Source organism: Micromonospora sp. WMMD1076 (assembly GCF_029581475.1).
Taxonomy (GTDB): domain Bacteria; phylum Actinomycetota; class Actinomycetes; order Mycobacteriales; family Micromonosporaceae; genus Micromonospora; species Micromonospora aurantiaca.
Window position 1 is genome coordinate 3,435,687 of the sequence record NZ_CP120862.1, and the last position, 22,012, is coordinate 3,457,698.

Annotated in this window: 2 protein-coding genes; both read left to right on the forward strand. The window is 75.5% G+C overall.

Going from position 1 to position 22,012, the window contains the following annotated elements; translation table 11 throughout:
• Window positions 1-41: 41 nt before the first annotated feature.
• On the forward strand, window positions 42-14,654 hold the full coding sequence (locus O7622_RS16475; protein WP_282309054.1) for a non-ribosomal peptide synthetase: 14,613 nt from the start codon (window positions 42-44) through the stop codon (window positions 14,652-14,654).
• Window positions 14,651-22,012, forward strand: coding sequence for a non-ribosomal peptide synthetase (locus tag O7622_RS16480; RefSeq protein ID WP_282309055.1), 7,362 nt, complete (start codon window positions 14,651-14,653; stop codon window positions 22,010-22,012). Before O7622_RS16475 ends, O7622_RS16480 begins: the two co-directional genes overlap by 4 nt.

A 22,012-nucleotide genomic window follows, 5' to 3' on the forward strand; every position in this document is an offset into this window, starting at 1 on the left:
CGGGTCGTACACCCATGCCCAGACAACGGGAGACCGCCATCGTGACCACTTCGCTGCCCCTCACCGCCGCGCAGGCCGGCGTCTGGTACGCCCAGCAGATCGATGGCACGAATCCGATCTTCAACACCGGCGCGGGCATCCTCATCGACGGCGTGCTCGACCTCGACGCGCTCGCCGAGGCCGGCCGGCGGCTCGTGCGCGAGGCCGACGCGCTCCGGATCCGCGTCGAGCCGGCCGCCGGACCCGACGGCACCGAGCCCTGTCAGGTGATCGACGACCGGATCGGGGGCGCGCTCACCGTCGTGGACCTGCGCGCCGAGCCGGACCCGGACGCCGCCGCCGAGGCGTGGATCAGCACCGACCTCACCACCCTCGTCGACCTGCGGACCGGCCCGATCTTCCGGCACGCGCTGCTGCGGCTCGCCGACGACCGGCAGATCTGGTTCCAGACCTGCCACCACCTGGCGCTCGACGCCTACACGTTCGCGCTCCTCGCCGGTCGGCTCGCCGACCTCTACACGGCCCTCGTGGTGGGCCGGGAGCCGGCCGCGACGCCGTTCCGGCCGCTGCGCGACATGGTGGAGGCGGACGCCGCGTACCGGGCCTCGGAGGCGTTCTCGACCGACCGTGCCTTCTGGACCCAGCGCTTCGCCGACCGTCCGGCGGTGACCGGGCTGGCTCCCGGCACGCCCACCACCGCCCACCGGTTCCACCGCGTCGAGCAGCGGCTGGCCGGGTCCGTCGCGTCCGGGCTCACCGCCATCGGCCGGGAGGTCCGGGTCACCTGGGTCGAGGCGCTCCTCGCCGCGGTGGCCGTCTACCTGCACCGGCTCACCGGAGACGGGGACGTGGTGCTCGGTCTGCCGATGATGGGGCGGCTCGGCTCGGCCACGGCCCGGGTGCCCGGCACCGCGGTCAACGTCCTGCCGCTGCGGATCGCGGTCGAACCGAGGCGGACCGTCGGCGAACTGTGCCGCACGGTTGCCGCCGAGCTGAAGACGATCCGCCGGCACCAGCGCTACCGGGGCGAGGACATCCGCCGCGACCTCAAGCTGCTCGGCGGCGACAAGCGCCTGGTCGGGCCCTGGGTGAACATCAAGCCGTTCGACGCCGAGCTGTCCTTCGGCGGCAACCCGGGCCGGCCCCTGCACCGCGCCGCCGGGCCGGTCGACGACCTGTCGATCACCATCGACGACCGTGGCGACGGCCGGCTCACGCTGACCGTCGACGCCAACCCGGACCTCTACCCGTTGCCGGCGGTACGCGAGCACGCCCGGCGGCTCGCCGAGTTCCTGGCGTACGTCGCCGCCGCCGACCCGGCCGGCCCGGTCGGCGCGCTCGACGTCGTCGGCACGGACGAGTGGGCGCGGCTGCGCGCCGCCGGCACCGGTCCGGCCGCCGAACTGCCCACCGCGACCCTGACCTCGCTGATCCGCGAACAGGTGGCCCGTACCCCGCACCACCCGGCCGTGACCGACGGCCGGTCCACACTGACGTACGCCGAGCTGGACGCGGCGACCGCGGAGATGTCCCGCCTGCTGGCCGCTCACGGCGCACGGCCCGGCAGCCTCGTCGCGGTCTGCCTGTCCCGCTCCACCCGCCTGCTCGTCGCGCTCCTCGCGGTCGCCCGCACCGGCGCGGCCTACCTGCCGCTCGACCCGGACTTCCCGCCCGACCGGCTCGCCATGATGCTCGACGACGCGTCGCCGGTGCTGGTGCTCACCGACGACTCGGCGCCGCTGCCTGCGCCGCTGCCGCTGGTCCGCCCGGACGAGCACGCCGACGCCCCGGTGCCGGAGGTGCCCGCGACGCCGGACGCGCCGGCGTACGTGCTCTACACCTCCGGCTCGACCGGCCGTCCCAAGGGCGTGGTGGTGACCCAGCGCAACCTGGTGAACTTCCTGCTCGCCATGCGGGAGGTCGTGCCGCTCGACAGCCGGGACCGGTTGCTGTCGGTGACCACAGTCAGCTTCGACATCTCCGGGCTGGAGCTCTACCTGCCGCTGCTGCACGGCGCCCAGGTGGTGCTCGCGCCCAAGGACACGGTGCGGGACACGGCGGTGCTCGAAGAACTCGTCGCCACGTCGGGGGCCACCGTGCTGCAGGCCACGCCGACCCTCTGGCACGAGATCGCCGACGCGCCGCTGCCCGGCGTCCGCGCCCTGGTCGGCGGCGAGGCGCTGCCTGCCGAACTGGCGGCCCGACTGCGTGCGAGCACCGCCGGCGTGACCAACCTGTACGGCCCGACCGAGACCACGATCTGGTCCACCGCCGCGCACCTCACCACCGACGGTACGCCGACGATCGGCCGGCCGATCCTCAACACCTCCGTCTACGTGCTCGACGCCTCGCTGCGCCCGACGCCCCGGGGTGTGGCCGGCGAGTTGTACATCGCCGGCGCCGGGGTGGCGGCGGGCTATCTCGGCCGACCCGGGCTGACCGCGGGTCGCTTCGTCGCCGACCCCTACGGGCCCGCCGGCACGCGCATGTACCGCACCGGTGACCTCGCGGCGTGGCGCCCCGACGGCACCCTCGACGTGCTCGGCCGGGTCGACCACCAGGTCAAGCTGCGTGGATTCCGGATCGAGCCGGGCGAGATCGAGGCGGCCCTGCTGGCTCATCCGGCCGTGTCGCAGGCGGCCGTCGTGCTCCGGGACGGGCGTCTCGTCGGTTACGTGGTCGGCGACGCCGACCCGCACGCGCTGCGGGCCGCCGTCGGTGAGGTCCTGCCCGACTACATGGTCCCGGCGGCGGTGATGGCGCTCGACGAGCTGCCCACCACGCCCAACGGCAAGCTCGACCGCGACGCCCTGCCCGACCCGGTCTTCGAGGCATCCGGCGAAGGCGGAGCGCGCACCGCCGAGGAGGAGATCCTCCGCGGGATCGTCGCCGACGTGCTCGGCCTGCCGTCGGTCGGCCCGCGTGACGACTTCTTCGACCTTGGCGGGCACTCGCTGCTCGCGGCGCGCGTGGTGGCCCGCTGCCGTGCCCTGCTCGGCGCGGAGCTGACCATCCGGGACGTCTTCGACGCGCCGACCGTCACGGCTCTGGCGACCCGGCTGCGCCGTACCCCCGACCGGCCGCCACTGGTCCCGCTCCCGCCGGTCGACCGCCCGCCGCTGTCCGCCGCGCAACGCCGCATGTGGTTCCTGCACCGGCTCGACGGCGCCGATCCCACCTACCACCTGCCGCTGGCGGTGACCCTGCGCGGCCCGTTGGATCCGGTCGCGCTCCGTCGCGCGGTGACCGCCGTCGTCGCCCGGCACGAGCCGCTGCGCACGGTGTACGCGACCGACCGGGACGGGCTTCCGTACCAGGTCGTGCTCCCGCCGCCGCCGGTCGACCTGTCCTGGGTGGACGACCTGGCCGCCGCGGTACGCCGCCCCTTCGACCTGGCGATGGAGCTGCCGATCCGGGCGCACCTGCACCGGGCCGGGGACGACGAGCACGTCCTGCTGCTCGTGGTGCACCACATCGCCGCCGACGAGTGGTCGCTGACCCCGCTGCTGGCCGACCTCGTGGCGGCGTACGCCGGGCAGGACCGGCCGCTCCCGCCCGTGCGGTACACCGACTACGCCCGCTGGCAGGCCGGCCTTCCGGCGGCCGAGCAACTGGACTGGTGGCGGCACACCCTGCGGGACCTGCCGGGGCCGTTGCCGCTGCCGGTCGACCGGCAGCGGCCCGCCAGCCCGTCGGCCGCCGGGGCCACCCTGAGCCTCACCCTGCCGGCCGGGCTGCCCGCGCGACTGCGCGCACTGGCCCGCGCGAGCGGCGCGACGATGTTCATGCTGACCCACGCCGCGACAGCCGCCCTGCTGCACCGGCACGGCGCCGGCGACGACATCCCGCTCGGCGCCCCCGTCGCCGGTCGCCCCGACGAGTCCCTGGACGATCTCGTCGGCCTGTTCGTCAACACCCTGGTGCTGCGGACCGACCTGTCCGGCGAGCCGACCTTCGCCGAGCTGCTGGCCCGGGTACGGCGCACCGACCTGGCCGCGCTGGCGCACGCCGACGTCCCGTTCGACGAGGTGCTGGACGCCCTCGCCCCGGACCGCCGGATGCTGTTCGACGTGATGGTGTCCTACCAGCACGCGCTGCCGGCCGTCGGCGACTGGCCGGTGCGGTTCGTCGACACCGCGACGGCGAAGTTCGACCTCTCCGTCGAGCTGGCCGAACAGGGCGACGACATCGTCGCCGCGTTCGAGTACCGGACCGAACTCTTCGACCGGGCCACCGTGCGGGCGATGGCCGAGCGGCTGGTGCGCCTGCTCGAGGCCGTCGCGGCCGACCCGCAGGTGCGGGTCGCCGACATCGGCCTGCTCACCGCCGGCGAACGCGCCGCGCTGATCGCCACCGGGCCGCCAGCGTTGCCGCCGGCCACCCTCGCCGAGCTGTTCGAGCGGCAGGTCGCCGCGACACCGGACGCGCCTGCGATCGAGGCACCGGACCGGCGGGTGCTGACCTACGCCGAGGTCAACGCGCGGGCCAACCGGCTGGCCCGGCGACTCGTGCGGCACGGCGCCGGACCGGAACGGCTGGTCGGGGTGCTGCTGCCGCGTGGCGTGGCGGCGACCGTCGCGCTGCTCGCCGTGCACAAGGCCGGCGCCGGCCACCTGCCGCTCGACCCGTCGTACCCGGACGCCCGCCTCGATCTGATGGTCGGCGACGCGGCGCCGTTGCTGGTGCTGACGGACCCGGCGCTCGCCGGCCGGGTCGCCGCGCCGACCCTGCTGGTCGAGGATGCCGGCGCCGACGAGACCGGGCCGGCGCACGACCTGACCGACGCCGAGCGGACCGCGCCGCTGCGCCCGGACCACCCGGCGTACGTCATCTACACCTCCGGATCCACCGGCCGGCCCAAGGGCGTCGTGGTTCCGCACGCCGGCCTCGCCGACCTCGCGGCCTCGGTGGCCGAGACGTTCGGCACCGGCCCCGGCAGTCGCGGCTCCCAGTTCGTGTCGCCCGGCTTCGACGTGGTCTACAGCGAGCTGGCCATGTCGCTGCTGTGCGGCGGCACCCTGGTGATCGTCCCGGACGAGCGGCGGGATCTCGGCGACTTCGTCACCTCGCGGCGGCTGACCCACGTCGACCTGCCCCCGGCGCTGCTCGCCGCGCTGCCCACCGACGCGCTGCCGGCCGGCGCCACCGTCGTCGTCGGCGGCGAGGCGGTCCCACCGCGGCTGGTCGAGCGCTGGTCGGCCGGGCGGGCGATGTTCAACGCCTACGGGCCGACCGAGACCACTGTCACCGCGACCACCTGGCACGCCGTACCCGGCCCGGTGTCGATCGGACGGCCGGACCGTGGGCGCACCGCCTACGTGCTGGACCGCCGGCTGCGCCCGGTCCCGCCCGGGGTGCCGGGCGAGCTGTACCTGGGCGGCTCCGGCCTGGCCCGCGGCTACCTCGGCCGGCCGGCTCTGACCGCCGACCGGTTCGTCGCCGACCCGTTCGGCTCCCCGGGCGCCCGGATGTACCGCACCGGTGACGTCGTGCGCTGGGTGGACGGCCGGCTGGAGTTCGCCGGCCGGGCCGACGACCAGGTGAAGATCCGGGGGTTCCGGATCGAACTGGGCGAGGTGGAGGCCGCGCTCGCCGCGGTGCCGGGCGTCGACCAGAGCGCGGCCCTGGTCCGCGAGGACACCCCCGGGGTACGCCGGCTCGTCGGCTACGTGACCGGCGCGGACCTGACGCCCGACGGGGTGCGCGGCGCGCTGGCGGCGGCGCTGCCGGACCATTTGGTCCCGGCCGCGGTCGTGGTGCTCGACGAACTGCCGCTGACGCCCAGCGGCAAGACCGACCGGCGGTCCCTGCCCGCGCCGGTCGCGGGGACCACGACGGCCGGCCGGCCGGCGAACCCGGTCGAGGCGATCCTCTGCGGTCTCGTCGCCGACCTGCTCGGGCTGCCGGCCGTGGGGCCCGATGACGGCTTCTTCGCGCTGGGCGGTGACTCGATCGTCTCCATCCAGCTCGTCGCCCGGGCCCGCGCGGCCGGCCTGCGGATCACGCCGCGGCAGGTCTTCGAGCACAAGACCCCGGCCGGCCTCGCCGCCGTCGCCGAGGTGGCGGCCGACGCGGTGGTGGACGCCGACGCCGTCGGCGAGGTGCCCCTCACCCCGATCCTCGCGTGGGCCCGCGACCTCGGCGTCGACCTGGCGCGCTACAGCCAGGCGATGCTGGTGCACGCCCCGGCCGACCTCAGCCGCCTGGAGAGCGCGATCCAGGCCCTGCTGGACACCCACGACGTGCTGCGCGCACGCTGGACCGGTTCGGGGCTGGAGATCCCGCCGAAGGGTACGGTCACCGCCGCGGCGGTGATCAGCGAGTCGGAGTCCGAGCCCGCCGTCGCGCTGGCCGCGGCGGTCGAACGGCTGGCCCCCCGCGACGGTGTGATGGCGCAGGTCGTCCGCCTTCCCGGGCGCCTGCTGCTGGTCGCGCACCACCTCGTCGTGGACGGCGTCTCCTGGCGTGTCCTGCTCGACGACCTGACCCGCGCCTGTGCCGGCGAGGCCCTGGCACCGGCGACGACGTCGTTCCGCACCTGGGCCCGCGCCCTTCCGGCGGCAGCCGCCGCACGGGCCGGGGAACTGGGGCACTGGCTGGCCGTCACCGAGGGGAGTCCGCTACCGCACTCGGCGCTCGACGTCGCCGGCAACCTGCGGGAGCTGACAGTCGAGATCGGACCCGACGTCACCCGCGCACTGCTCACCACGGTGCCCGAGGCGTACCGGGCGGGCGTGCCCGACGTGCTGCTCGCCGGGCTCGCGCTGGCCACCGGACGGCCGCTGCTGGTCGGCCTGGAGGGGCACGGCCGCGAGGAGCACATCGTGCCGGGCGCGGACCTGAGCCGTACGGTGGGCTGGTTCACCACCGAGTACCCGGTCGCCGTCGACGCCGTCGGCCTGCACGGCGGGGCCGCCCTGAAGCGCGTCAAGGAGCAGCTGCGTGCCGCGCCGGACCACGGCATCGGCTACGGCCTGCTGCGCCACCTGGGCGGTGGCGAGCTGGCCGGACGACGCGAGCCGGAGATCCTGGTCAACTATCTCGGCCGGTTCGACGGTTCGTCCGGGCAGCCGTTCTCTCCGGCCCCGGAGCTGCCCGCCCCCGCCGTCACCGTCGACGCGGACATTCCGGTGCGGTACCCGGTCGCCGTCAACGCCGGCACCGCCGACACGCCGGACGGCCCGGTGCTGCGCCTGCGGGTGTCGTACCTGCCGCACCGGGCGCCGTCGGTCGCCGGCCTGGTCGACCGGTGGGTCGCCGCGCTGGCCGGGTTGGCCCGCGATCCCGGCCCGGGCGGTCGCACCCCGTCCGACCTGCCGCTGCTCCACCTGCGTCAGGACGAGGTGGAGGAACTGGAACGCCGGGTGCCGGACCTCGCCGACGCGTGGCCGCTGTCCCCGTTGCAGGCCGGCATCCACTTCCTGTCGTCGTACGCCCCCGACGGGGACGACGTGTACGTGGTGCAGCAGCGGTTCGAGCTGGCCGGCCCGCTGGACGCCGGGCGACTCCGGAACGCGGTGGCGGCGCTGCTCGACCGGTACCCCAACCTGCGGGTCACCGTGCACGACCTCGGCGGCGGCCCGATCCAGGTGGTCCCGGCCCTGGTCACCGTGCCGTGGACGGAGGTGGACCTCTCCGCCGGCGGCTCGCTGGACGAGCTGCTCGCCGCCGACCGGGCGCGGCGCTTCGACCTGACCGCCCCGCCGCTGCTGCGGCTCACCCTGGTCCGCCTCGGCGCCGACCGGCACGTGCTCGTCTTCACCCAGCACCACCTGCTGATGGACGGCTGGTCCGGGCCGCTGGCCGTCCGCGACATGTTCACCTTCTACGCCGGCGGCAACCCGCCCGCGCCCCGGCCGTACACCGACTACCTCGCCTGGCTGGCCGGGCAGGACCCGGCGGCCTCCGAGGCGGCCTGGCGGGCGGCGCTCGCCGGGGTGGACGAGCCCACGCTCGTCGCTCCCGGCGCGACCGGCGCGGTGGTGCCGCAGGTCGCCGAGGCGTTCCTGCCGGCCGACGCGAACGCCCGGCTCATCGCGGTCACGCGCACCCTCGGTGTCACAGTCAACACCGTCGTCCAGGCGGTGTGGGCGGTGCTGCTCGGGCAGCTCACCGGCCGCGACGACGTGATCGCCGGCGCGACCGTCTCCGGACGGCCGGCGGACCTGGCGGGCGTGGAGGCGATGGTGGGCCTGTTCATCAACACCATCCCGGTGCGCGTCCGGCCCGCCCCGGCCGACACCTGGGCGGCGCTGCTCACCCGACTCCAGGCGGCGCAGGCCGCGCTGCTGGAGCACCAGCACGTCGGTCTCACCGACCTGCACCGCCTGACCGGGCTGCCCCGGCTGTTCGACACCCTGACGGTCTTCGAGAGTTACCCGCTGGACTCCACCGAGCTGGCCGCCGGCAGCGGGCTCACCGTCACCCCCGGCATCCCGCTGGACGCCACCCACTACCCGTTGACCCTGGTCGCCATCCCCGAACAACGGTTGCGGCTGCGCCTGGAGTACCGGCCCGACCTGTACTCGGCCCGCTCCGCCGGGGAACTCCTCGACCGGGTGGTACGGCTGCTGGACTCGGTGGCGACCGACCCCGACCGGCGCCTGGCGGCGGTCCGGGTGCTCTCCGCCCCCGAGGAGGCGGCGCTGGCCCGGTGGAACGCCACCGCCCGGCCGGTGCCGGACGGCTCGGTGGTCGACGTGTTCCGCAGGCGGGTCGCGGCCACCCCGGACGAGACGGCGCTGGTCTTCGGCGCCACGACGCTGACCTTCGCCGAACTGGCGGCCCGGGTCGACGCGCTCGCCGCCCGGCTGGTCGCGGCCGGCGCCGGCCCGGAACGGACCGTGGCCGTGCTCCTGCCCCGCTCGGCGGAGTCGGTGGTCGCCTGGCTCGCGGTGCTGGCCGCCGGAGCGGCGTACCTGCCCGTCGACGCCGACCTGCCGGCCGACCGGATCGACTTCATGCTGGCCGACGCGCGACCGGCGGTCGTGCTGCGGGACGCCGACGCGCCCGCCGCGCCGGCGCCTCCGGTCGCCGTCGACCCGCGGTCGTCGGCCTACGTGCTCTACACCTCCGGTTCCACCGGCCGGCCCAAGGGCGTCGTCGTGCCCCACGCCGCTGTGGCGAACTTCTACCACCACCACGCCCAGGTGATCTTCCCGGAGCTTTCCGGGGGGCGGCGGATCCGGGCCGTCCTGACCGCGGCGCTGTCCTTCGACACCTCCTGGGAGGGCGTGCTCTGGCTGCTCGCCGGGCACGAACTGCACGTCGTCGACGACGAGACCCGGCGTGACCCGCGACTGCTCAACGACTACGTGGCCACCCGCGGCATCGACTTCCTCGACGTCACCCCGTCGCTGGCGGACCGGCTCGTGGCCGAGGGCCTGCTGACCGATCCCCGGCACGTGCCGGCCTCGCTCGCCCTCGGCGGCGAGGCGGCCGGCGCCGCGCTGTGGACGGCGCTGCGCGCGTCGTCGACCCGGGCGATCAACCTGTACGGCCCGACCGAGTGCACCGTGGACACCCTGCTGGCGCGGGTGGCCGACAGCAGGACGCCGCTGGTGGGGCGCCCGATCGGCAACACCCGGGCGTACGTGCTCGACCACGCACTGCGCCCGGTGCCGCCCGGCGTCGCCGGGGAGTTGTACCTGGCCGGCGCGCAGCTCGGCCGGGGCTACCTGAACCGGCCCGGACTGACCGCCACCCGGTTCGTCGCCGATCCGTCCGGGCCGCCCGGAACGGTCATGTACCGCACCGGTGACGTGGTGCGGTGGACCGCCGACGGCCGCCTGGACTACGTGGGCCGCGCCGACGACCAGGTGAAGATCCGTGGCTTCCGGATCGAGCTGGGGGAGATCGAGACCGTCCTGCGCGCCCATCCGGGTGTCGAGCAGGTCGTGGTGGTGGCGCGGGACGAGCCGAAGCGGCTGGTCGCGTACGTGGTGGGACAGACAGCCGGGCTGCGGGAGCACGCCGCGGCGACGCTGCCCGACTACATGGTGCCGGCCGCGTTCGTCACGCTCGACGCGCTGCCCACCACCACCGCGGGCAAGGTCGACAGGCGGGCGCTGCCCGAGCCCGATCGCACCGCCTTCCCGGTCACCGCCGCGCCGCGCACGCCGGTGGAGGAGGTGCTCTGCGGCCTGTACGCGGACCTGCTCGGGCTACCCGCGGTCGGTGTGCACGACGACTTCTTCCTCCTCGGCGGCCACTCGCTGCTGGCGACCAGCCTCGCCGCGCGGATCCGCGGCGCCCTCGGCGTGACCGTGCGGATCCGGACCATCTTCGAGGCGCCGACGGTCGCCGACCTGGCCCGGCGGCTCGCCGACGCCGGCGAGGAGCGCCCGCCGCTGGCCCCTCGCGAGCACACCGACCGGCTGCCGCTCTCCTTCGCCCAGCGCCGGCTCTGGTTCCACGACCGGCTGAACGGGGCGAGCGCCACGTACAACGTCGCGTTCGCGTCGCGGCTCACCGGGCCGCTCGACGTGCCCGCGCTGTCCGCCGCGCTGGGCGACGTGGTGGCCCGGCACGAGAGCCTGCGGACGGTCTTCGCGGACTCCGACGGCCAGCCGTACGCCCGCCTGCTGCCGCCCGCCGAGCCGCTGCTGACTGTGGTGGACTGCACCCCGGACCGGGTCGGCGAACTGCTGCGGGAGGCCGCCCGCGAGCCGTTCGACCTCGCCACCGGGCCGCTGCTGCGGTCCACCCTGTTCGTCACCGGGCCGGGACAGGCGACGCTGCTGCTCCTGCTGCACCACATCGTCACCGACGAGTGGTCCGAGGGCCGGCTGATGACCGACCTCGGCACCGCCTACGCGGCCCGTCGCGCCGCAAGCACCCCGGCCTGGGCCCCGCTCGCGGTGCAGTACGCCGACTACGCCGCCTGGCAGCGCGAGCTGCTCGGCGACCCGGCCGACCCGGCCAGCCGCGCCGCCCGGCAGGCGTCCTACTGGCGCGAGGCGCTGGCGGGTGCCCCGGAGGAGCTGTCGCTGCCCACCGACCGGCCCCGCCCGGCGGTACCGTCGTACACCGGCGGGATCGTGACCTTCGACGTGCCGGCCGCGGTCCACCAGCGGCTGCGGCGGCTGGCCGGCGAGACCGGGGCGACCGCGTTCATGGTGGTCCAGGCGGCCACCGCGGCGCTGCTGGGCCGGCTCGGCGCCGGCGACGACATCCCGCTGGGCAGCCCGCTCGCCGGACGGGACGAGGAGGCGCTCGACGACCTGGTCGGGTTCTTCGTCAACACGCTGGTGCTGCGGACCGACGTGTCCGGCGATCCGACCTTCCGGGAGCTGGTCACCCGCGTGCGGGAGACGGACCTGGCCGCCTACGCACACGCCGACCTGCCGTTCGAGCGGTTGGTGGAGGCGGTCAACCCGGAACGCTCGGCCGCCCGCAATCCGCTCTTCCAGGTCATGCTCGCCTACCAGCACGTGCCCGCCGAGGTGCCGGGGCTGCCCGGCCTGCGGGTCGACCCGGAGCCGGTCGACACCGGGGTGGCCCAGTTCGACCTGGGCATCGTGGTGACCGAGCGGCACGGCACGGACGGTCTCACCGGCGTCGTCGAGTACGCCGCCGACCTGTACGACCGTGCCAGCGCCGAGGTCCTGGCGGCGCGCCTGGTCCGGCTGCTCGACACGGTGACCGCCGCCCCGGACCGGCCGGTCGGCACCGCCGAGCTGCTCACGCCGGCGGAGCGGCAGGTGGTCCTGGCGGCCGGCCGCGGTCACACCGCCCAGCACCCGCCGAGCACCCTGCCCGAACTGTTCGAGGCGCAGGTGCGACAGACCCCGGACGCGGTCGCTCTGATCGACGGGCCGGTCAGCTACACGTACGCCGAGCTGGACGCCCGCGCCAACCGGGTCGCCCGGGCGCTGCGCGGGCGCGGCGCCGGACCGGAGCGGATCGTGCTGGTGAGCCTGCCGCGCGGGGCGGACCTGGTGGTGGCCGAGCTCGCCGTCGGCAAGGCCGGAGCGGCGTACCTTCCGGTCGAACCGGGTCACCCGGCGGACCGCCTCGCCGCCATCGTCGCGGAGGCCCGGCCGGTGCTCACCCTGGACGGGCCGCTGCCCGAGCACCCGGACGCCGCGCCGCTGCCCGACCGGCCGAGCCCGCAGCACCCGGCATACGTCATCTACACCTCGGGCAGCACCGGACGGCCCAAGGGCGTCGTGGTCCCGCACGCCGGCCTGGCCGCGCTGGCCGGCACCTTCCACCGGACCCTGCGGCTCACCGTCGGCAGCCGGATGACGCAGTTCGCGTCGCCGAGCTTCGACGTGACAGTGGCGGAGCTGGTGGCCACCCTGACCGCCGGAGCCACCCTGGTCGTGGTGCCCGAGGAGCAGCGGCTCGGTGAGGCGTTCGCGGCCTTCGTCCGCGACCGGGGGATCACCCACTTCGCGCTGCCGCCGTCGGCGCTGGGTGCGGTGCCGGCCGGCAGCATCCCGCCGCACGTCACGGTGGTCACCGGCGCCGACCGGTGCCCGCCCGAGCTGGTCGAGCGCTGGGCCGCGACAAACCCGATGGTCAACGCGTACGGGCCGACCGAGACCACTGTCAACGCGACCTTCTGGCTTTGTGGACCCGGACCTGTCCTGATCGGCCGGCCGGACCACGACCGCGTCGCGTACGTGCTGGACCATCGGTTGCGGCTGGTGCCGCCAGGCGTGCCGGGCGAGCTGTACCTCGGTGGCGCCGGCCTGGCCCGTGGCTACCTCGCCCAGCCCGGACTGACCGCCCAGCGGTTCGTCGCGGACCCCTACGGCCCGCCCGGTGCCCGGCTCTACCGCACCGGGGACGTGGTGCGGTGGGTGGGCCGGGAGCTCGAATTCCTCGGCCGGGCCGACGCCCAGGTGAAGATCCGTGGCTTCCGGATCGAGCTGGGCGAGGTGGAGAGCGCCGTCCGGGCCCTGCCGGGGGTACGGCGGGCGGCGGTCGTGGTGCGGGACGGGCGCCTGGTCGCGTACGTCGTCGGCACCGTCACCGAGGCGGAACTGCGTCGCGGTACGGCCGCCGTGGTGCCGGACTACATGGTTCCCGCCGTGTTCGTACCGCTCGACGAGCTGCCGCTGAACGCCGCCGGAAAGCTGGACGCCGGTCGGCTGCCGGCGCCGGTCTTCACCGTCACCGAACCCGACGAGGCCGCGGTGAGCGCCGCCGAGCGGCGGATGCGCGACCTGTTCGCCGAGGTGCTCGGTCTGCCCGAGGTGGGCGGCACGGACAGCTTCTTCGCCCTCGGCGGTGACTCGATCGTCTCCATCCAGCTCGTCTCCAAGGCCCGCGCCGCCGGCCTGCGGATCAGCCCGCGGCAGGTGTTCGAGGCGAAGACGCCGGCCGCGCTCGCGGCGTTGGCCGGCGCCGACGAGACGGTTGCGGAGGCGCCCGACGCGGCGCTCGGCGACGTGCCGGTCACCCCGATCGTCGGCTGGCTCCGCGACCGGGACGCGCCGATCGACCGGTTCCACCAGTCGATGCTGCTGCGGGTGCCGGCCGAGGTGACCGCCGGGGACCTGGCGGTGGCACTGCGGGCCGTGCTGGACCGGCACGACCTGTTGCGGGCCCGGTGGACCGGCGACCGACTGCACGTGCCGCCGGCCGGCGCGGTCGACGCCGCGACGCTGATCCACTCGGCCGGGCCCGACCTGCGGGCCGCGTACGCGGCGGCGGTGCACCGCCTCGACCCGGCGGGCGGGGTGATGGTGCAGGCCGTGCTGGCCTCCGGACGGCTGCTCCTGGTGGCGCACCACCTCGTCGTGGACGGGGTCTCCTGGCGGATCATCGTCCCGGACCTGCGCGCCGCCTGGGAGGCCGTCGCCGCCGGCAAGCGACCCGACCTCGCGCCCACCGGCACCTCGTACCGGCAGTGGGCCACCGGTCTGCGAGCCGCCGCGGCCACGCGGGGCGCGGAGATGGCGTTCTGGCGGCGGACCCTCGCCGGGGTCACCGCTCGGAGCTGGTACGGCGAACCCCGGGAGATCGTCCGCGTCCTGCCCCCGGAGCGCACGGCCCCGTTGCTGACCACGGTGCCGGCGGCGGTGCACGGAACCGCGCAGGACGTCCTTCTCACCGCGCTGGCGCGGGTGCTCGGTGGCCCGGACGGCGAGATCGTCGTCGAGCTGGAGGGCCACGGCCGGGAGGAACAGGTGGTGCCGGGCGCCGACCTGTCGCGCACCGTCGGCTGGTTCACCACCACCTACCCGGTCCGGCTCGGCGGCGACCTCAGGCGGGTCAAGGAACAGCTTCGCGCGGTACCGGACAACGGCATCGGGTACGGCCTGCTGCGCGATCGGCTCGGACCGGCCCACCCGCCGGTGCTCTTCAACTACCTGGGCCGGTTCACCGCCGACGAGGGCCCGTGGTCACCGGATCCGCTGGACCTCGGCACCGTGCCCGACGGACTGCCCGGCGCCCACGGCCTCGAGGTCACCGTCACCGCGCTCGACGGCCGGACCGGCCCGGAGCTGGAGGTGCGCTGGTCGTGGCCGTCGGACGCGCACGCCGAGCACACGGTCGCGGGCTGGGCGGACGACTACCTCGCCGCCCTGGAGGCGCTGGCCGCCGGTGACACGACGGGCGGGCTGACCCCGTCCGACCTGCTGGTGGAACTCAGCCAGGACGAGATCGACGACTTCGAGGACGGGTGGGAGAACCCATGAGCAAGCCGCCTGGACTGCAGGACATCCTGCCGCTGTCCCCGTTGCAGGAGGGGTTCTACTTCCTGTCGGCCTATGCCGGCGAGGACGCCGACGTCTACACCGTGCAGCAGGTGCTCGAACTGGACGGCCCGGTCGACGCCGACCGGCTGCGTCACGCCGCCGCCGCGCTGTTGGAGCGCTATCCCAACCTGCGGGCCGCCTTCCGGCCCCGCAAGACCGGTGAGCCGGTGCAACTGGTCCCAGCGCGCGTGCCGGTGCCGTGGTCGGTGGTGGACCTGCGCGAGGTGGGCGATTCGGCGCGCGATTCGGCGCTGGCCCGCCTGCTCGACCAGGAGCGGGCCCGCCGGTTCGACCTCGGCCGGCCGCCGCTGCTGCGCTGGGTGCTGGTCCGGCTCGCCGAACACGAACACCGGCTGCTGCTGACCGCCCACCACATCCTGTTCGACGGCTGGTCCGGTCCGCTCCTGGTGCGGGATCTGCTCCGCGTCTACGCGGGCGAGACGCTGCCACCGGCTCCGCCGTACCGCGACTACCTGGCCTGGGTGGCCGGGCAGGACGCGGGCGCCGCCCGGTCGGCGTGGGCGGCGTACCTGGACGGGGTGGGGACGCCCACCCTGCTCGGCCGGCTGGACCCGCAACGCCGTGCCGTCGTTCCGGTCGAGACCTCGACGGCGGTCCCGGCGGGCGCGCTGACCGCGTTCGCCCGGGAACACAACGTCACCCTGAACACGGTGGTGCAGACCCTGTGGGGGATTCTGCTGGGCCGGCTCACCGGTCGCGACGACGTGATCTTCGGGGCCACCGTGTCCGGTCGGCCGGCGACGCTGCCGGGCGCCGACGAGATGGTCGGCCTGTTCATCAACACCCTGCCGGTACGGGTCCGCCTGACCCCGACGGACACTTTCCTGAGCGTGCTGCGGCGGGTGCAGGCCGAGCAGGCCGGGCTGCTCGACCACCAGCACCTGAGCCTGGCCGAGATCCAGCGGCAGGCCCTCGCCGCCGGACCGCTGTTCGACACGCTCGTCGTCTTCGAGAGCTATCCGGTCGACGCCGACGGGCTGGCCGCCTCCCAGGACGCGGCGGGCCTGCGGGTGACCGCCGTCACCGGCCGCGACGCCACCCACTACCCGGCGACGCTGACCGTCGTACCCGACGCGGACACTGTGACGTTCAGCCTCGACCACCGGCCGGACGAGTTCCCGGCGACGTGGGCGGCCGAGGTGCTGGGGCGGCTGACCGAGCTGCTCGCGACCATGCTCGCCGACCCGGCGGCCGGTCTCGCCTCGGTGCCGCTCGGCCCGGCCGAGGCGCTGGTGGGGGAGATCGTCCCCGTGCCGTCCGAGTCGGTCGTGGACGTCTTCCGGCGCCGGGCGGCGGCCACTCCCGACGCGACGGCGCTGGTCGCCGGGGACCGTGCGCTCAGCTTCGCCGAACTCGCGGCCCGGGTGGACGCGCTCGCGGCGCGGCTGCTCGCGGAGGGCGCCGGGCCGGAACGGGTGGTCGCGGTGGTGCTGCCGCGCGCGGCGGACGCCCTGGTCGCCTGGCTGGCGGTGCTCGCCGCCGGTGCGGTCTACCTGCCGATCGACGCCGACCTGCCGGCCGAGCGGATCGACTTCATGGTGGCCGACGCGGGCGCCGTGCTGGTGCTGCGGGACGCCGCGGCGCCGGACGCCCCGGCACCGGCGACCGCCGTCGATCCCAGGTCGGCGGCCTACGTGCTCTACACATCCGGCTCCACCGGCCGGCCGAAGGGCGTCGTCGTCGCCCACGACAACCTGGCCAACCTGTACGCGAGCCAGCGGGCGATCTTCCCGGCGGAGCAGCGGATCCGGGTGGCCCTGACCGCCGCGCTGTGGGTCGACACCGCGGTCGAGGGGCTGCTCTGGCTGGTCGCCGGGCACGAGCTGCACCTGGTGGACGACGAGACCCGGCACGACCCGGCGCTGCTGGCCCGCTACGTCACCGCGCGGGGCATCGACTACGTGGACGTCACGCCGTCCTTCGCCGAGGCGCTGCTGCCTCACCTCACCACCGCCCCGCGGTACCTGGTGGTCGGCGGGGAGGCGACGGGGACGGCGCTGTGGACCGCCCTGCGCGGCCGCGGCAGCACCGTGCTCAACCTGTACGGCCCCACCGAGTGCACGGTGGACACGTTGGTGGCGGACGTCGCCGGCAGCGCCACACCGTTGATCGGCCGGCCGATCCGCAACACCCGCGCGTACGTCCTCGACCGGGCGCTGCGGCCGGCGCCGGCCGGTGCCGCGGGTGAGCTGTACCTGGCCGGCGCGCCTGTCGCGCGCGGCTATCTGGGCCGGACCGGGCTCACCGCGACCCGGTTCGTGGCCGACCCGTTCGGGCCGCCCGGATCGCGGATGTACCGCACCGGCGACGTGGTGCGCCGCACCACCGACGGCCGCGTCGAGTTCGTCGGCCGCGCCGACGACCAGGTCAAGATCCGGGGCTACCGGGTCGAGCTGGGCGAGGTGCGGGCCGCGGTCGAGGCCGCGCCCGGCGTGCGGCAGGCCGCTGTGGTGGTCCGCGAGGACGGGGCCCGGCGGCTCGTCGCGTACGTGACCGGCCCGGGAGCGCTGGACGCGGTCCGCGCCCACGTCGCGGCCGTACTGCCGGCGCACATGACGCCGGCCGCGTACGTCCGGCTGGACGCGCTGCCGCTGACCGCCGCCGGTAAGGTGGACCGCCGGGCGCTGCCCGCCCCGGAGATCGCCGTCGGCGCGACCCGCGCCCGTAACCCGGCCGAGGAGACACTCGCCGGGCTGTTCGCGCAGGTGCTGGGGCTGCCCGCGGTCGGCGTGGAGGACAGCTTCTTCGCCCTCGGCGGGGACAGCATCCTCAGCCTGCAACTGGTCGCCCGAGCCCGCACCGCCGGGCTGCGGATCACGCCGCGGCAGGTGTTCGAACAGCGCACCGTCGCCGGGGTCGCCGCGGTCGCGGAGGCGGCGACCGCGCCACCGCCGCCCGGCGTGCCGGCGACCGGCCCGGTCCCCCTCACCCCGGCCGTCGCCTGGCTCGCCGAGCAGGGCGTGCCGGCCCGGTTCAGCCAGTCCATGCTCTGGCAGACCCCGGCCGCGCTGACCCGCCCGGCGCTGGTGACGATCCTGCGCGCCCTGGCCGACACGCACGACCTGCTGCGCGCCCGCTGGACCGGCACCCACCTCGACGTGCCGGCGCCCGGCGCCGCGCCGCGGCTGACAGTGCTGCCCGGCGACGCCGACGTCGAGACCGCCCGGGCCGCCGCCGTGGCCCGGCTCGATCCGGCCGCCGGCGTGATGGCCGAGGCGGTCTGGTTCGACGCCGGTCGCGACGCGCCGGGCCGGCTGCTGCTGGTCGCGCACCACCTGGTCGTCGACGGGGTGTCGTGGCGGGTGCTCGGCGACGACCTGCGCGCCGCCTGGTCGGCGGTGGCGGAGGACCGCGAGGTGGCGCTGCCGCCGGTGCCGACGTCGTTCCGGGCCTGGGCGACCGCGCTGGCCACCGTGGACCGGACCGCGGAGGCGGGCTACTGGTCGGCGGTGCTTGCGGGCGCGGAGCCGCCGCTGGGCGCGCGGGCTGTCGATCCGGCCCGGGACACCGTCGGCGACAGCCGGGTGGTCACCGTGTCGCTGCCGCCCGAGCGCACCCGGCCGCTGCGCGCCGTCGCCGAGGCGTTCGGGGCCGGGATGCACGAGGTGCTGCTCGCCGGGCTGGCCGCGGTGCTGGCCCCACGTACGGGCGGGCGGATCCGGGTGCAGCTGGAAGGGCACGGCCGGCACGCCGAGGCGGTGCCGAACGCGGACCTGTCCCGCACGGTCGGCTGGTTCACCACCGAGTACCCGGTCCGGCTGGACCCCGGCGACGGCGACCCCGCGGCCGCGCTCAAGCGGATCAAGGACCAGCTCCGCGCCGTGCCAGGGGACGGGCTCGGCTACGGGCTGCTGCGGCTGCCGGACACCGCGGCCCAGGTGCTCTTCAACTACCTGGGCCGCTTCGACGGGCCGGCCGGCCTCGGGGACTGGACGCCTGTCGACGGCCTCGGCGGCGACGCCGACCCGTCGACGCCGATGACCCACGCGCTGGAGGTCAACGTCTCGGTGACCGACGACAGTCTCACCGCGCACCTGGCCTTCCCGGCCGGCGTGCTCACCGAGGCCCAGGTGCGGGAGACGGCTGCCCGGTGGTTCGCCACGCTGGAGTCGCTGGAGCGCGCGCCCGGCGGCCGGAGCACCGCCGACCTGCCGCTGCTCGACGTCACTCAGGAGGACGTCGAGGATCTGGAGCGGCGCTTCCCCGACCTGGCCGACGCCTGGTCGCTCGCACCGTTGCAGCGTGGCCTCTACTTTCTCTCCTCGTACGACGAGGCGGCCGGCGACGTATACACCGTGCAGCAGGTGCTCGACCTGACCGGTCCGCTGGACGCCGGCCGTCTGCGGGCCGCGGCGGCCGAGCTGTTCGAGCGGCACCCGAACCTGCGGGCCGGCTTCGTGACCACCGCGTCCGGCGTGCCGGTGCAGGTCGTCCCGGCGAGGGTGGAGCTGCCCTGGCGGGAGGTCGACCTGTCGGACGCCGTGGACCCGGAGGCGGCGACCGCCGAGGTGCGGGCCGCCGAGCGCGGACACTTCGACCTGTCCCGGCCGCCGTTGCTGCGCTGGACGCTGGCCCGGCTCGGCCCGGACCGGCACCGCCTGATCAGCACCGAGCACCACATCCTGCTGGACGGCTGGTCCGGGCCGCTGGTGGTGCGTGACCTGCTGGCCCGCTACGCCGGGGTGGACACCCCGCCGACGCGGCCGTACCGGGCGCACCTGGAGTGGCTGGCCACCCGGGACACCGCGGCGGCCGAGCGGGCCTGGCGGGAAGCGCTGGCCGGGGTGACCGACGCGACCCGGGTGGTGCCGCCGGACGCGGGCCGGCCCGCCGAACCCGGCTACCTCGATGCACGGCTCCCCGACGACCTGCGCCGCCGGCTGGCCGCGCTGTGCCGCACGTGCGAGGTCACGCTGAACACCGTCGTGCAGGCCGCCTGGGGCGTGCTCCTGAGCGGGCTGACCGGCCGCGACGACGTCGTGTTCGGTGCCACCGTCTCCGGCCGGGAGTCCGGTCTGGACGGTGTCGAGGACATGATCGGCCTGTTCATCACGACCGTGCCGGTCCGTGTGCGGCTGCGCGCCGCCGAGCCGTGGCGCGCGCTGCTGCGCCGGCTCCAGACCGAGCAGTCCCGGCTGCTGGAACACCACCACCTGGGCCTGGCCGAGATCCAGCGGGCGCACGGGCGGGGCGAGCTGTTCGACACCCTCACCGTGTTCGAGAGCTATCCGGTGGACGCCGACGCGCTCGCCGCGGGCGAGGCGTCGGCCGGCCTCAAGATCGACGGGGTACGCCAGCACGACGCCACCCACTACCCGTTGACTCTGGTGGCCGGCGACGAGGACGGGCTGGCGGTCAACCTGGAGTACCGCCGGGACCTGTTCACCGCCGAGCAGGCACGTACCCTGCTCGACCGGTTGACGGGGATTCTCGCGACCCTGACCGCCGATCCGGAGCGGCCGGTCGGCCGCACCGACGTGGTGGCGCCCGCCGAGCGGGAGCGGATGCTGACGGTCTGGAACGCCGACCGCACGCCTGTCGAACAGGTCACGCTGCCCGCCGTCCTGAACCGCTGGGCGGCTCGGACCCCGGACGCCCCGGCGCTGACCGTCCGCGACGAGACGCTGGACTACGCGTCCTTCGCGGCCCGGGCCAACCGGCTGGCGCGGCTCCTGATCGAGCGGGGCGCGGCACCGGAACGCCGGGTCGCGCTGCTGCTGCCGCGCGGCGTCGACATCGTGGTGGCGATCTGGGCCGTGCTCGCCTCGGGGGCGGCGTACGTGCCGATCGACCCGGACTACCCGGCGGACCGGATCGCGTTGATGCTCGACGACGCCGATCCGGTGCTGGTGCTCACCGACGCCGCGCACGCCGGTCTGCTGCCGGCCGGCCGGCCCCGGCTTCTGCTCGACGACGATCCGGCGGCCGACCGGGACGGCGCCGCGGTGCGGACGGCCCTGACTCCGGACAACGCCGCCTACGTGATCTACACGTCGGGCAGCACCGGCCGGCCGAAGGGGGTCGTGGTGCCGCACCGCGCGGTGGTCAACCTCTTCGCCAACCACGACCGCGACGTGCTCGGCCCGGCCGGGCCGGGCCGGCTGCGGATCGGGCACAACTGGTCGTTCGCCTTCGACGCCTCCTGGCAGCCGATGCTGGGCCTGCTCGGCGGCCACCATCTCGACCTGGTGACCGAGGAGGTCCGCCGGGATCCGGCGGCGCTGGTGTCGTTCGTCCGGGACCGGGGGATCGATTTCATCGAGTTGGCCCCGTCGCATCTGGAGCAGTTGCTCGCCGCCGGGCTGGCCGAGGACGGCCGGACCGGCCTGCGCGTGCTCGGCGTCGGCGGCGAGGCGATCCCGCAGCCGCTCTGGGAGCGGATGCAGCACCTGCCGGGCACGGCGGCCTTCAACTTCTACGGCCCCACCGAGTGCACTGTCGACGCGGTGGTGGCCGACGTCCGCGACTCCGCCCGCCCGCTGATCGGCCGCGGTGTCACGAACAGCAGCCTCTACGTGCTCGACCGATGGCTGCGCCCGGTGCCTCCGGGCGTGGACGGAGAGTTGTACATCGCCGGCGCCCAGGTGGCCCGCGGCTATCACGGCCGGCCCGGCCTGACCGCGGGGCGGTTCGTGGCCGACCCGTTCGGCGCGCCCGGCACCCGGATGTACCGCACCGGTGACGTGGTGCGCTGGACGGCCGACGGCCGGATCGACTTCGTGGGGCGTACCGACAACCAGGTCAAGATCCGTGGTTTCCGGATCGAGCTGGGGGAGATCGAGGCGGCGCTGGCCGCGCATCCGGCCGTCCGGCAGGCCGCGCTCGACGTGCGGGACGACGCCGGGGTACGCCGGCTGGTCGGCTACGTCGTCGCCCCGGCCGATCTGACGGCCGGGGACCTGCGCGCCTTCCTCGCCACCCGGCTGCCCGCGCACCTGGTGCCGGCCGCCTTCGTGGTCCTCGACCGGCTTCCGGTCACCGTCAACGGCAAGATCGACAGGGCGGCGCTGCCCGCACCGGTGATCGAGGGCACCGGCCGGCCGCCGGCGACCGACACCGAGCGGATCCTCTGCGAGGTCGTCGCCGAGGTGCTGCGGGTGCCCGGCGTCGGCGCCGACGACGACATCTTCGACCTGGGTGCGGACAGCATCTCGGCGATGCGGCTCGTCGCGGCGGCGCGCTCGCGCGGCGTGTCGCTGCGGACCCGGGATCTGTTCGCGGGGCGCACAGTGGAGGCCGTGTCCCGGCTCGCCGAGGATCAGGTTAGGCTCGCCTAA

Bases quoted from the DNA above. Each gene is read 5' to 3' on its own strand.
- O7622_RS16480 (WP_282309055.1), top strand. From the start codon at position 14,651: ATGAGCAAGCCGCCTGGACTGCAGGACATCCTGCCGCTGTCCCCGTTG.